The sequence below is a fragment of the Pseudomonas sp. SID14000 genome (assembly GCF_002165135.1).
Taxonomy (GTDB): Bacteria; Pseudomonadota; Gammaproteobacteria; order Pseudomonadales; family Pseudomonadaceae; genus Aquipseudomonas.
In genome coordinates this window covers 12,160-24,542 of sequence record NZ_NFZQ01000019.1, presented here as the reverse complement: position 1 = coordinate 24,542, position 12,383 = coordinate 12,160, and the positions used below count along the sequence as shown (strand labels likewise).

The 12,383-nt window shown below is 64.2% G+C and carries 15 protein-coding genes; 6 read left to right on the top strand and 9 right to left on the bottom strand.

Translation table 11 applies throughout. From position 1 onward, the window contains the following. Positions 1-79 precede the first annotated feature (79 nt). Both CAY82_RS22860 and CAY82_RS22855 read left to right on the top strand, forming a co-directional pair. Positions 80-346 (top strand): PepSY domain-containing protein, encoded by a 267-nt coding sequence (locus CAY82_RS22860; protein ID WP_087503220.1) that lies wholly within the window; start codon positions 80-82, stop codon positions 344-346. Next, positions 343-876, top strand: a complete 534-nt coding sequence (locus CAY82_RS22855; RefSeq protein WP_087503183.1) for a cytochrome b/b6 domain-containing protein — start codon at positions 343-345, stop codon at positions 874-876. Before CAY82_RS22860 ends, CAY82_RS22855 begins: the two co-directional genes overlap by 4 nt. A 56-nt stretch (positions 877-932) precedes the next feature. On the opposite strand, the gene CAY82_RS22850 is transcribed toward CAY82_RS22855, so the two are convergent. Genes CAY82_RS22850 through CAY82_RS22835 form a run of 4 tightly spaced genes read right to left on the bottom strand, consistent with a single transcriptional unit; the run spans position 933 to position 5,067 of the window. After that, entirely contained in the window at positions 933-2,042 is a 1,110-nt protein-coding gene (locus CAY82_RS22850; protein ID WP_087503182.1) for an agmatine/peptidylarginine deiminase, read from the bottom strand. A 3-nt stretch (positions 2,043-2,045) separates the two neighbouring features. Then, positions 2,046-3,131, bottom strand: a complete 1,086-nt coding sequence (locus CAY82_RS22845; protein ID WP_087503181.1) for an extracellular solute-binding protein — start codon at positions 3,129-3,131, stop codon at positions 2,046-2,048. 2 nt (positions 3,132-3,133) lie between these two features. Beyond that, complete coding sequence (gene aguB, locus CAY82_RS22840) at positions 3,134-4,030, bottom strand: N-carbamoylputrescine amidase (protein ID WP_087503180.1); 897 nt, start codon at positions 4,028-4,030, stop codon at positions 3,134-3,136. Next, positions 4,027-5,067 (bottom strand): agmatine/peptidylarginine deiminase, encoded by a 1,041-nt coding sequence (locus CAY82_RS22835; RefSeq protein WP_087503179.1) that lies wholly within the window; start codon positions 5,065-5,067, stop codon positions 4,027-4,029. Before CAY82_RS22835 ends, aguB begins: the two co-directional genes overlap by 4 nt. 135 nt (positions 5,068-5,202) lie before the next feature. Here CAY82_RS22835 and CAY82_RS22830 point away from each other — a divergent pair, with 135 nt between their 5' ends. The 3 genes from CAY82_RS22830 to CAY82_RS22820 all read left to right on the top strand — a co-directional run bounded on the left by CAY82_RS22830 (position 5,203) and on the right by CAY82_RS22820 (position 8,602). Beyond that, positions 5,203-6,063, top strand: coding sequence for a LysR substrate-binding domain-containing protein (locus CAY82_RS22830; protein WP_087503178.1), 861 nt, complete (start codon positions 5,203-5,205; stop codon positions 6,061-6,063). 251 nt (positions 6,064-6,314) lie between these two features. Then, complete coding sequence (fabV, locus tag CAY82_RS22825) at positions 6,315-7,526, top strand: enoyl-ACP reductase FabV (protein ID WP_087503177.1); 1,212 nt, start codon at positions 6,315-6,317, stop codon at positions 7,524-7,526. A 167-nt stretch (positions 7,527-7,693) separates the two neighbouring features. Continuing rightward, positions 7,694-8,602, top strand: a complete 909-nt coding sequence (locus tag CAY82_RS22820; RefSeq protein ID WP_087503176.1) for an alpha/beta fold hydrolase — start codon at positions 7,694-7,696, stop codon at positions 8,600-8,602. Between the two features lie 44 nt (positions 8,603-8,646). Here CAY82_RS22820 and CAY82_RS22815 read toward each other — a convergent pair whose 3' ends face one another. Genes CAY82_RS22815 through CAY82_RS22800 form a run of 4 tightly spaced genes read right to left on the bottom strand, consistent with a single transcriptional unit; the run spans position 8,647 to position 10,618 of the window. Next, on the bottom strand, positions 8,647-8,988 hold the full coding sequence (locus tag CAY82_RS22815; protein ID WP_087503175.1) for a HopJ type III effector protein: 342 nt from the start codon (positions 8,986-8,988) through the stop codon (positions 8,647-8,649). Beyond that, positions 8,981-9,277, bottom strand: a complete 297-nt coding sequence (locus CAY82_RS22810; protein WP_087503174.1) for a DUF1244 domain-containing protein — start codon at positions 9,275-9,277, stop codon at positions 8,981-8,983. Before CAY82_RS22810 ends, CAY82_RS22815 begins: the two co-directional genes overlap by 8 nt. A gap of 9 nt (positions 9,278-9,286) precedes the next feature. Beyond that, positions 9,287-10,024 (bottom strand): dihydromonapterin reductase, encoded by a 738-nt coding sequence (folM, locus tag CAY82_RS22805; RefSeq protein ID WP_087503173.1) that lies wholly within the window; start codon positions 10,022-10,024, stop codon positions 9,287-9,289. Between the two features lie 33 nt (positions 10,025-10,057). Then, positions 10,058-10,618 (bottom strand): antibiotic biosynthesis monooxygenase, encoded by a 561-nt coding sequence (locus CAY82_RS22800; RefSeq protein ID WP_087503172.1) that lies wholly within the window; start codon positions 10,616-10,618, stop codon positions 10,058-10,060. Positions 10,619-10,837: 219 nt separating this feature from the next. Here CAY82_RS22800 and CAY82_RS22795 point away from each other — a divergent pair, with 219 nt between their 5' ends. Further along, positions 10,838-11,773 carry a MerR family transcriptional regulator gene (locus CAY82_RS22795; RefSeq protein WP_087503171.1) on the top strand — a complete coding sequence of 312 codons (936 nt, stop codon included), beginning with the start codon at positions 10,838-10,840 and terminating at the stop codon, positions 11,771-11,773. Here CAY82_RS22795 and CAY82_RS22790 read toward each other — a convergent pair. After that, on the bottom strand, positions 11,758-12,375 hold the full coding sequence (locus tag CAY82_RS22790; protein WP_087503170.1) for a hypothetical protein: 618 nt from the start codon (positions 12,373-12,375) through the stop codon (positions 11,758-11,760). The two genes, CAY82_RS22795 and CAY82_RS22790, sit on opposite strands and share 16 nt — an antisense overlap. Positions 12,376-12,383 lie beyond the last annotated feature (8 nt).

The following is a 12,383-nucleotide window of genomic DNA, read 5'->3' as shown; positions in this document are numbered from 1 at the left end:
AAATGAATGGGCACGATGCAGCCTCCAGATCTATGCTAAAGGATGGTCTACAGCACTCAATTGAATGGAGATCATGCTCATGCGCATCTTCATAGCTCTTATCCTCCTTATCGGCAGCAGCACTGTATTCGCTGCAACTGAATGCACCACTGCCGATAAAAGCACTTGGCAAGACCAGGAAAAGTTCCAGGCCCAGCTCAAGGAGCAGGGCTACAAGATCAACAAGTTCAAGGTCACCAAGGGCAATTGCTACGAGATCTATGGTTTCGACAAGGATGGTAAGAAGGTCGAGATCTACCATGACCCAGTGACTGGCAAGGCAGTCAAGACCGAGTACCACGAGTGAACAGCGACGGCACGGTGCAGCTGTGGGACCCCCTACTGCGGCTGTGCCACTTGTCGATCGCCGTGGTGTTCTTCGCCAATTACTTCTTCAACGAAGAGGGTGAAGACTGGCACCAGTGGCTGGGCTATTACGCACTGGCCGTTGTGGTGGTGCGTGTGATCTGGGGCTTTGTCGGGCCACGCAGCGCGCGCTGGGCCGACTTCTGGCCAACACCGGCGAGCCTGGTCGGGCATGCCCGGGCGCTGCTGCATGGGGAGCTTGACCATCACATGGGGCACTCGCCGATTGGTGCCCTGGTGATGATGCTGATGCTGACCGGCATCGCCGGCCTGGGCCTTACCGGGTGGGCGTCGCAGGAGGTGGACGCGTTGTTTGGTGTCGACTGGCCGATGGACCTGCACAGCTGGCTGGCCAATGCGCTGCTGGTTCTGGTTTGCGTGCATGTGCTGGCGGCCATCTACGAGAGCGTGCGCATGCGGGAAAACCTGCCGTGGTCGATGATCACGGGGCGCCGTCGGCACCGCGATTGACTGTGGCGGCCTCTTCGCGGGCAAGCCCGCGAAGAGGCCAGCACAGGCAGCATCTGCTACACCGCCGGGCACTGATGGGTCACACAGTGAATCCCCCCGCCCCCCGCAGCAATGGCATCGATATCCAGCTGCACGATATCCCGCCCCGGATACAACGCCTCCAGCAGCCCCCGCGCTTTCTCGTCCGCCGCCCCATCGCCAAACTGTGGCGCAATGATCGCGCCATTGAGCACGAAGTAATTGATGTACCCCGCGGCAAAGTCGTCATTGCCTTTGCTGAACCTGTTACGCCGCCCGTGCAGCGGCGGCGACACGACGTGCACCTGCAACCTGCGGCCCTCGGCATCGGTGGCCCGCTTGAGGATATCCAGGTGCTTGTGCGTCACGGCGTAGTCATACGAGTCCGGGTCGTTATCCAGGTTGGCAATCACCACCCCCGGCCTGGCGAAGCGGGCATAGAAGTCCACGTGCCCGTCGGTGATGTCCTGGCCGGCGATGCCCGGTAGCCAGATGATCTTGCTCAGCCCCAGGCGCTCCTTGAGCTCCGCCTCGATCTCGGCCTTGCTCCAGCCCTTGTTGCGGTTGGCGTTGACCCAGCTGCTCTCAGTCATGATGCCTGTGCCGTGGCCGTCCACCTCTATGGCGCCGCCTTCACCCACCAGATCGCTGCGCTGGTAGCGGGCGCCAGCCAGCGTGGTTACGCGCCTGGCCAGTTGGGCATCGTTGCGGTGACGTTGCTTGTTGCCCCAGCCATTGAAGTTGAAGTCCACCGCCGCCAGGGCTCCGTCATCATCGACGACGAAGTTGGCGCCGATGTCGCGCATCCAGATGTCGTCCAGCTCGCACTCGACGAAACTTGTGCGCTGGCTGGCACAGTGCTGCTCGGCCAGCTCGCGCTCGCTGGCCCGGCAGAACACCGTCACTGGCTGATAGCGCGCGATAGCCTGGGCGATGCGACCGAGGGCGGCCTGCACATCGGCAGTGAAGTCCTCCCAGATCGCATCCTGGGCGCCGAAGGCGATGAATGCGCGTTGCTGCGGCTCGCCTTCGTCCGGCATGAACCAGCGCCCCGGTTCTTCGGCGCGGGCCAGGCCCAGCGGCAGGCCGAGGCTGGCACCGAGGCCGGCGGCCAGCGAAAGTTGCAGGAAGGTTCTACGGCTTGGCATGGCTCAGTCCTGTGCAGTCTTGAAGCGGGTCCACACGCGCATGCGTGCACGCATGTCGGCCTGTGGGATATCGCGGCCCGGGATCAGCCGGGCATAGGTGGCTTGGTCGAGGTAGATATCGGGGTTGTCGCGCATGCGCGGGTCCACTGCCTGGCGTGCCTTGGCGCTGGCGGTAGGGTAACCGGTGAAGTTGCTGATGGCCGCCATGTTCGCCGGGCGCATGACGAAATTGATGAAACGATAGGCGTATTCCGGGTGCTTGGCATCGGCCGGGATGGCCATGGTATCCATCCACACCGTGGTGCCTTGGCGCGGCACGCGGTACTGGAAGTCGAGATGCTTGCCCGCGGCGTCGGCGGTACGCTGCGCCTGGATCACGTCGCCACTGTAGCCCAGTGACAGGCACAGGTTCTCGTTGACCAGTTCGGTCACTGGTTGCGACTGGAACTTGCGCACGTACGGGCGAATCGCCTTGAGCAGTTCGCTGGCTGCGGCCAGGTCCTCGCGCTTGGCACTGCGTGGCTCGCGGCCCAGGTAGTTGAGGACCACTGCCAGCACTTCGTCGGGTGAATCGATGACTGAAATACCGCAGTCGGCGAATTTGGCGGCCAGCTCCGGCTTGAACAGCAGGTCGAGGTTGTCCAGCGGTGCATCGGGCATGCGCTGGCGGACTTTGTCGGCATTCATCGTCAGGCCGATGGTGCCCCAGGTGTAGGGCACGGTCGCCTGGCTGGCCTTGGGGTACCGGGCGTGCAGCTGACGCAGCCCGGGCTCGATGTCGTCCAGGGCCTCCAGGCGGCTGTGGTCCAGTGGCTGCAGGCTGCCGGCGCGCATCAGGCGCTCGGCGACGGTATCACCGGGGAAGACCAGGTCGTAGCCACTGCGCCCGGACATCAGCTTGGCCTCGAGCACTTCGCTGCCATCCATCACGTCGTAGATCACCTGGATGCCGGTTTCGGCCGTGAACCGCTTGAGGGTGTCCTCGGCAAAATAGTCGGCCCAGTTGTACAGGCGCAGCACGGGCTGCTCGGCCTGAGCCTGGCAGGCGCAGACGGCCAGCGCCAAGGCGGCCAGAACGTGGCGTTTCATGCTCATGCCCTCAGGGTGTGTGGGTGGGTGCCGTCCAGGGTCAGCAGCGGTGCGTACATCTCCGGGCGGCGATCGCGGTAGATGCCCCAGCTCAGGCGGTCTTCCCGCATGCCGGCCAGATCCAGGTCGTGCAGCCAGATGCCACTGCTGTCGCGGTCGGCTTCGGCGAGCATGGCGCCCTTGTGGTCGCAGATGAACGACGAGCCATAGAAGCGCATGGCCAACGATGCGTCGCTGGCTGCGACTTCTTCGCCCACGCGATTGGCCGCCACCACCGGCAACAGGTTGGCGGCGGCGTGGCCGCGCATTGCCACCTGCCAGTGGTCACGCGAGTCCAGTTCGGCACAGCCGGGCTCGGAGCCGATGGCGGTGGGGAACAGCAGCACTTCGGCGCCCATCAGCGCCAGGCAGCGGGCGGTCTCGGGGAACCACTGGTCCCAGCAGACGCCGATGCCCAGGCGGCCGAAGGCGGTGTCCCAGACCTTGAAGCCGGTATCGCCGGGGCTGAAGTATTCCTTCTCTTGGTAGCCGATGGCGTTGGGGATGTGGGTCTTGCGGTAGACGCCAAGCAGGCGGCCATCGGCATCGGCCACGGTCAGCGAGTTGAAGAAGGCATTGCCGGCGCGCTCGTACCAGCTCAGCGGCAGCACCACGCCCAGCTCGCCGGCCAGTGCGGCGAAGCGCTGCAAGATAGGGCTGGCGGGGTAGGGCTGGGCGAGGGCCTGGTGCTGGTGATCCTGTTCGATGCAGAAGTACGGGGTGGCGAACAGCTCCTGCAGCAGGATCACCTGGGCCCCCTTGGCGGCCGCCCGGCGTACCAGTTGTTCGGCGCGGTCGAGGTTGCCAGGCAGGTCCCAGCTGCACGGCATCTGGGTGGTGGCGATGCGCAGCAGGCTCATGGCTGCACCTCGGGTTGTTGCTGGGTGATGCAATGGATGCCGCCACCGCCATGGGCGATGTGGTCGATGCGCACCGGTACGATCTCCCGGCCCGGGAAGGCGTGGGCCAGTTGCGCGGCGGCTTCCTGGTCGGCGGCGATGCCATAGGCCGGCATGATGATCGCGCCGTTGGCGATGTAGAAGTTGGTGTACGAGGCGCAGAATACCTCGGCGTGCTGGTCGACGGCGGCGCTGGCTTCATACAGGTCGAGCAGCTCGAAGTGCCGGCCTTGCGCGTCGGTGGCCAGTTCCAGGGCGCGGCGGTTTTCCCGCACGACTTCGGCGTATACCGAATGCTGGTCATGGGTGGCATCGACCAGCAGCACGCCGGGTCGGGCGAAGGCGCATACACCGTCGACGTGGCCGTCGGTCATGTCGCCGGTGATGTATTGTGGGTCGCCCGGTAGCCAGATGGTCTTGCGGATGCCCAGGTAGCGGGCGAAGCAGGCCTCGAACTCGGCCTTGCTCACGCCAGGGTTGCGGTTGGGGTTGAGCAGCACCGACTCGGTGGTGATCAGGGTGCCTTTGCCGTCCACATGAATCGCCCCGCCTTCGTTGCACAGCGCCGTGCCGAAACCGTCCAGGCCCAGGTGGTCGAGGATGCGCCGGCCGAGGCTGCGGTCCTGGCCGTGCTGCGACTTGCTACCCCAGGCGTTGAAGCGCCAGCTCAGGCCGGCCAGGCCATGCTGTGGGTGGCAGACGAAGCTTGGGCCGCTGTCCCGGCACCAGCTGTCGTCCACGGCCATTTCGACCAGTTCGATATTGGCGCCGCAGAGGGCACGTGCGCTCTGCAAGGCCGAAGGGTCGACCACCATCTTCACCGGCTCGAAACGGGCGATGGCCGCCGCGACCCGGGCGTAGTCCTGCTGTACGTCGGCCAGGCGCACGTGCCAGCCGCTTTCCCACAGGGCCTGGTTGTGTGGCCAGACCATCCAGGTGGCAGCGTGGCGGGCCCATTCGGCGGGCATGCGCCAGCCGCTGTCGAGGGACAGGTGCATAGTGAACTCCGATCAATTAAGGATTTTTATCAACGAAGCCCGCCGTCGCGGGTGTTGATGTCCATGCTATGGCTAGGCTTGGCCTGCGACAAACGATAGATTTAGCGCACATCTGATCAGCAGGGCTTATCAATCATGCTCAAACACTGGCCACCCCTGAATGCCCTGCGCGGCTTCGAAGCCGCTGCGCGGCTGGGCAGCTTCCACAAGGCCGCCGAAGCGCTGAACCTGACCCAGTCGGCCATCAGCCAGCAGATTCGCAGCCTGGAAACCTACCTGGAGCAGCCGCTGTTCCACCGCAGTGGCCGCAGCGTGAGCCTGACCGACGCCGGGCACGACCTGCTCAGCACCACGCAGTCGCTGCTGCAGCACCTGGCGGTGGGCATTCGCCGGCTCGACCAGTACCGCAAGCCCAACCAACTGGTGGTCAACACCAGCCCGGCCTTTGCCAGGCACTGGCTGCTGCCGCGGCTGGCCGACTTTCATCAGCGCTGCCCGGATGTCGACTTGTGGCTGTTCACCAGTTTCGAGGTGCCGGACATGGCGACCGAGACCATCGACCTGGCCATCCGCGACGACCTCAGTGCCCAGGCCGAGTGCAGCTTCAACGTGCTGCACCAAGACCAGCTGTACCCGGCCTGCCACCCGGCGTTGCTGCAAACGCCGATGTCGCGGCGCACCACCTTGCATGGCGAGCGCGAGATGGACTGGAGCCACTGGCAGCTGGAGGGTGGCGAGGATGTGGGGCAGCAGGGCAAGGGGCTGAACTTTTCCGACCCCGGGCTGCTGCTGGATGCGGCGAGCGAGGGGGTGGGGGTGGCCCTGGTCAGCCAGTTGCTGGCGCGGCGGGCGGTGGAGGAGGGGCGTTTGCAGGCTTTGTCGGCGCAGCGCGTGCGTGGGCCGGCGTGGGCTTGCCTGGTGCATCGGGACAGCCAGGATGATCCGCTGGCCCGGCAGTTCCTGGAGTGGCTGAAAGAGGCTCTCTTGTCAGATTGATGTTGCCAGTGCCGGCCTCTTCGCGGGTGAACCCGCTCCCACAGGTATTGCGCAGCCCTTAGGATTTGCGCGGTTCCTGTGGGAGCGGGTTCACCCGCGAAGAGGACGGCAAAGGAAAACCTCGGTTTTGCATCCCCAAGATCACCCCGTAATATGTGTCGGATAACCTGCGGGGGTAGTCTCACCCTCTGATCAACCGGAATCGCCCATGGCGGCGCTTCCCCCGGCATAAACCTGACGAGGTACAGACATTGGCCATCATTCATCCTAAGGTCCGCGGTTTCATCTGCACCACGACTCACCCGAAGGGCTGCGAGCTCAACGTCCGTGACCAGATCGAAGCCACCCGCAAGCTGGGCGTGCGCGAGGATGGCCCGAAGAAGGTCCTGGTCATCGGTGCCTCCAGCGGCTACGGCCTGGCAGCCCGCATCACCGCGGCGTTCGGCTTCAAGGCCGACACCCTGGGCGTGTTCTTCGAAAAGCCAGGCACCGAGACCAAGGCCGGCACCGCTGGCTGGTACAACGCTGCAGCCTTTGACAAATTCGCCAAGGCCGAGGGCCTGTACAGCAAGTCGATCAATGGTGACGCCTTCTCCGACGAAGCCCGCGCCAAGGTCATCGAGCTGATCAAGAACGAAATGGGCGGCAAGGTCGACCTGGTCATCTACTCGCTGGCCTCGCCGGTGCGCAAGCTGCCGCAGACCGGTGAACTGGTGCGTTCGGCGCTGAAGCCGATCGGCCAGCCTTACAAGTCGACCGCCATCGACACCAACAAGGACACCATCATCGAGGCCAGCATCGAGCCGGCTACCGAGCAGGAGATCGCCGACACCGTCACCGTCATGGGTGGCCAGGACTGGCAGCTGTGGATCGACGCCCTGGCTGGCGCCAACGTGCTGGCCGAAGGCGCCCGCACCGTGGCCTTCAGCTACATCGGCACCGAAATCACCTGGCCGATCTACTGGCACGGTGCGCTGGGCCAGGCCAAGCAGGACCTGGACGAAACCGCCCTGCGCCTGGACAAGAAACTGGCCGGCGAAATCAAGGGCGGCGCCAACGTGGCGGTGCTGAAGTCGGTGGTTACCCAGGCCAGCTCGGCTATCCCGGTCATGCCGCTGTACCTGTCGATGGTGTTCAAGATCATGCAGGAGAAGGGTGTTCACGAAGGCACCCAGGACCAGCTGGACCGTATGTACCGTGACCGCATGTACCGTGCCGACGGCGCGCCGGCCGAGGTCGACGAGAAAGGCCGCCTGCGCCTGGACGACTGGGAACTGCGTGATGACGTGCAGGATGCCTGCAAGGCCCTGTGGCCACAGGTGACCACCGAGAACCTGTTCGAGCTGACCGACTATGCCGGTTACAAGAAGCAGTTCCTCAACCTGTTCGGCTTCGAGCGCGCTGACGTCAACTACGACGAAGACGTGGCTACCGATGTGAAGTTCGACTGCATCGAGCTGTAATCGGCTTTAGCCTGTACCGGCCTCTTCGCGGGTAAACCCGCTCCCACAGGCATCTCACCAAGCCTGAAGGGAGTGGGGAACCTGTGGGAGCGGGTTTACCCGCGAAGAGGCCGGTACAGGCTATAAAATCTTTGCTAGCTTTGGCGCACGACAACAGGGAATGTGCCATGAGCAGCCTCACCCAGCCCGCCACTGCCTTTCGCCACACCGCAGCCGACGGTTACAGCCTCGGCGGCTTCCGCTGGCGCCACGCCCGACCTGACCCCCAGCGCCCGCTGGTGATCATCAACGCTGCCACCTCGGTACGCTGCCGCTACTACTCGCGTTTCGCCGACTACCTGTTCGCCCAGGGTTGCGATGTGCTGACCTTTGACTACCGTGGCATCGGCGAATCCCGTCCCGCCTCGCTGCGCGGCTTCCAGGCATCCTGGAGCGACTGGGGCCGGCTGGATTTCGAAGCCATGCTGGTGCACGCCGCTGAACATTTCCCCGGCCAGCCGGTGGACGTGGTGGGGCACAGTTTTGGCGGCTGCGCAGTAGGGCTGGCACCGTCGGCGAGCAAGGTACGCCGGGCGGTGATGGTTGGCGCGCAATTCGCCTACTGGCGCGATTACGCGGCTGACCAGCGCTGGCAACTGTTCGCCAAGTGGCATGTGGTAATGCCGCTGCTTACCCGGGTGTTCGGTTATTTTCCCGGCAAGCGCCTGGGTTGGCTGGAGGACACGCCATCTGGCGTGGTGCGCGACTGGACCACCCGTACTTCGCGCTATGAGCACCGACCCAGCGGGCGTGCGCTGGAGGCACCACCGTTCTCCCAGGTGCGGGCGGCGACACTGGCCATCAGCCTGACCGATGACCCCTTTGGTACCGTGGCGGCGACCGAGCGTTTGCTGGGTTATTTGCAGGGCGGCGAACGCCAGCACCTGCGCATTGCGCCTGTGGATATCTCGGTCGATGAAATTGGCCATTTCGCGTTTTTCCATGACCGGTTTCGCGAAAGCCTGTGGCCGGTGGCCTTGCAGTGGTTGCAGCAGGGTGGGTTGGCGGGTGGGGTGCCGGGAACCATCATGGATTGATGGTGGGGTGGAAAATCTGGGGCCGCAAAGCGGCCCCGGCTATCTCAAGCCTTGCGCGCAAGCGGCAGCTCGGCAAACTTGACGCCCGCCAGCCCATGCTTGATCAGCGCGCGGATGTTGCCATGGTCGCTGCCCTCGGGCGTGGCCACCACGTCACGGTAGTGCTCGCCGAAGGCCAGCAGCGCTTCCTGGTCGCTCAGCCCTTCCAGCAGCGCCAGGCCCAGGGTCTTGCACGAACCTTCGTTCTGCCCGGCCGCATTCGCCACGCCACCATTGTCGAAGGCCTGTGGCTGGTAGCTGTAGTTGTCGGCAATGAACGCCAGGGTGTCGGCAAACACGTGTTGGCCGCTGGCCAGGCTGGCGCGCAGGGTGGTCAGGTCAGTCACGGGGTTTTCCTTTTTCGAACGCCGCTTGTTGGTCGGCGCTGGCTTCTTTCTGGTATTGGGCTTTCCAATCGGCGTAGGGCATGCCGTACACCGCTTCGCGGGCATCATCCAGGCTCAGATCGAGCTGGCGCTCGTCAGCCGCGGCCTTGTACCACTTGGACAGGCAGTTGCGGCAAAAGCCTGACAGGTTCATCAGGTCGATGTTCTGTACGTCGGTGCGCTTTTGCAGGTGTTCGACCAGGCGCCGGAACGCAGCGGCCTCAAGTTCGAGCTGTTGTTGTGGGGTCATGGGCTTCTCTCAGGTCATGCGGTTCTTCAAGTGGCGGCCACCGTTGATGACCACCTGGCTGCCGGTGCTGTACTGGCTGGCGAGCAGGTACTTGACCGTCTCGATCAGCGGGCCGGCGCCGGGTTCGAACTCCAGCAGGGCCTTTTTCAGGGTTTGCTGGCGGTAGGCTTCGTCACCCCCTTCCTTGAGGATCAGCAGCCCGGGCAGGATACCGTTCACATGCACCTTGGGCGCATATTTTTCGGCGAACGACAGCACCATGTTCTGTAACGCGGCCTTGGTCGCGGCATAGCCGATGTGGCTTTTGCTGCCGCGCGAAGAGGTTTCGTCGCAAATATGGATGATGTCGGCCTTTTCCACCTTGCTCAGCATGTCGCCCAAGGCCAGGTTGAGGTGGTAGGGCGCTTCGACGTGCAGGCGGAACATGGTCTCGAGGTTGTCGAGGCCATCGTCGAGCCACAGCGAGGCATTGTGGATGATGGCGCGCAGGCCGTCGTAATGGTTGTGCAGGTAGTCGATCAGGGCCTGGCGGTCGGCCGCCTGACACAGGTCGGCCTGGAACTGCACGATGTTCGGGTGGGCCGCCTGGGGCCGGACGCTACGGCTGGCACTGACCACCGTATGGCCGGCCTGTGCCAGTTCAAGGGCCAGGGCCAACCCGACGCGCTGGCTGGCTCCGGTAACGAGAATGGGGCTGTTCATGTTCGGGGCGGTCAACTTGTCTGTACTTTGGTTGCCGCCCAGCATACCCGAACTGTCTACCGTGTGTACGGCCTGGCCTCAGCGGCTACGCAGGGCGCCAGCAGTGGCCGGGGATGCATGCAGCCAACCAGCCAGCAGCCGAGTGGACAAGGGGATGAACAGGTAGACCATCACCGGCGTCAGGCCCAGGGTGCTGAGCAGTACCCGGGGCACCAGGTCCAGTGCTGCCAGCCAGTGGCCGAACACCAGGTTGAACACCAGCGAGACCGGGAAGAAAGCTAGCCAGATGGCCACGGCCTGCTTCCAGCGTGGTGGTTTTTGCACCATATTGGTGCCAAACCAGTCGTCGATGCCGCTCACGCGCGCCTCTTTGGGGCGTTCGAACAGGCCATTGCCACGTTGCAACCAGGCCCGGCGCGAGGCGGAATGCTCCCAGGCATGCAGGGTCGGTTCGTCGCTGAAGCGGAAGATGATCTGGAACTCGTCGCTATCGCGGGGTGGCGCCAGGATGCCCGAGCCAAGGTAGCCGGGAAAGTCGGTGGCCAGCTGTTCGCCTTCATGCAGCCAGGCCAGCAGGTCCTGGTAGCGGCCATGGGCGGCGCGGCGCGACACCATCAGGGTGACGGGTGGGGTAGACATCGTGTATCTCCTGGCAACGGGGCTGGCGGGTAGCCGGCCTCTTTGGCTGTGTGGCCCGGGGTGGTGGGCGACGCAGGTGTGCATGCAAGAATCGGGCGCGGATTATCGCCCATGTGCGATCCTCGGCAACTGTCAGCCGGCAGACGGTCGTGGCCCAGTGTCTGGTGCTGCCGTAGTAAACTAGCTATTCAACTTGCGCATACAAGGTACCCCGTGCAGATGAACGAACAGGGACGTAATGCGGTAATCGATGCGGGCCTCGCGCAGCAGGACCTGTTTCCGATCCGTGAGGTTTCCCGCCTGACCGGCGTCAACGCCGTGACCTTGCGCGCCTGGGAGCGCCGCCATGGCCTGATTCAGCCAATCCGCACCGACAGTGGCCACCGCCTGTATTCCCAGGCCGACATCGATGACATCCGCCGCATCCTTGGCTGGTTGGAGCGCGGTGTGGCGGTGAGCAAGGTCGCTAGCATCCTCGCGCGCGACCATGCCCTTGCCGGGCAGGCAGGTGGTGCGGCGGATGCCTGGTTGCGCTGGCAGCAGCAAATTCGCCAGGCGCTGCAACATTTTGACCTGGTCAGCCTCGACCGCCTGTTCGATGAGGTGTTTGCCGCCAGCACCCTGGACCATGTATTCAGCGAAGTGTTCATGCCGGTATGGCATGACCTGGCGGTCGGGCAGGGCGGCTACGGGCAGGCCAGCGAATGGCTATTTTTCGATCAGTTCCTGCGTGGCCGGGTGTTTGCCCGCTTGCAACTTGCCCGTACACCACGCAGCCGCATGGTACTGCTGGCGCCGTTGCCGGGGCAGTGCCACGAGCTGGAATTGCTGGTGACCAGCCTGACCCTGGGCAGCGATGAAGTTGGCGTGACGCCACTGGCTAGCGGGCAGCCGCTGGCGGAACTGGCACTGGTCTGCGAGCGCCTGAAGCCGGACGCCCTGGTGCTTTTTTCCCACCAGGCGCCCACGTCGGAACTCACCCGGCGCCTGACGCGCCTGGTGGCAGGGCTGGAATGCCCCTTGTTACTGGCTGGTGAAGCGGCGGAACTGGCACAGGACAGCCTGGTTGGCAGCCCGATTGCCTGCCTGGGTGCGCAGGGCAGCGTGATGCGCCAGCGTTTGCGGCAGTTTCTGGCCGGTCAGCTCGATACTTGAGTGTGTAGCTCGGGGTGGGCCCGGCGATGGGCCTGGAGGATGTAGTCGCGCAGGCGTTCGATCTCTTCGTCCGGGCTTTGGCTGAGGTCGTAGGCGGCCAGGTCGGGGCCGATGCACCGGCTAAGCACGCCATGCAGTTCGATAGGGCTGATGCCGCCAGGGGCGAAGTACAGTTCGAAGCGGGCTGGCGCTGCAGGCAGGCCACGGACTTCCAGCAATGTACCCTTGAACGAAATATCGCGAACCCACAGGCTGCTTTCCTTCCCGTGGGCATCGAGCAGCGCGCTCGGTTGGTCCATCGACAGGCGCCAGGGGCGCAGCATGGGGCCGTCTTCGTAGATTTCCGGTGAGCCCAGTTGCAGGTGCAGGGCGTGGAACTCGTCTTCCACCAGTTGCAGCGGGAAGCTGATCTGCTGGTTGTTGAACTGGGCTTGCAAGGTTACCTGCTCGTTGGCCACCAAGCGGGTGAGCAAGCTCTGGATGCGGCGGTCGCCATTGACCAGCAGGCTCGACATGGGGTCGGCCAGGTTCAACTGCGGCGAATGCTGCATGTTCTGTATGAAGTCCAGCTCGTCCTGGGTCAGGAGCGCTTCTGCTTGCATGATCGAAC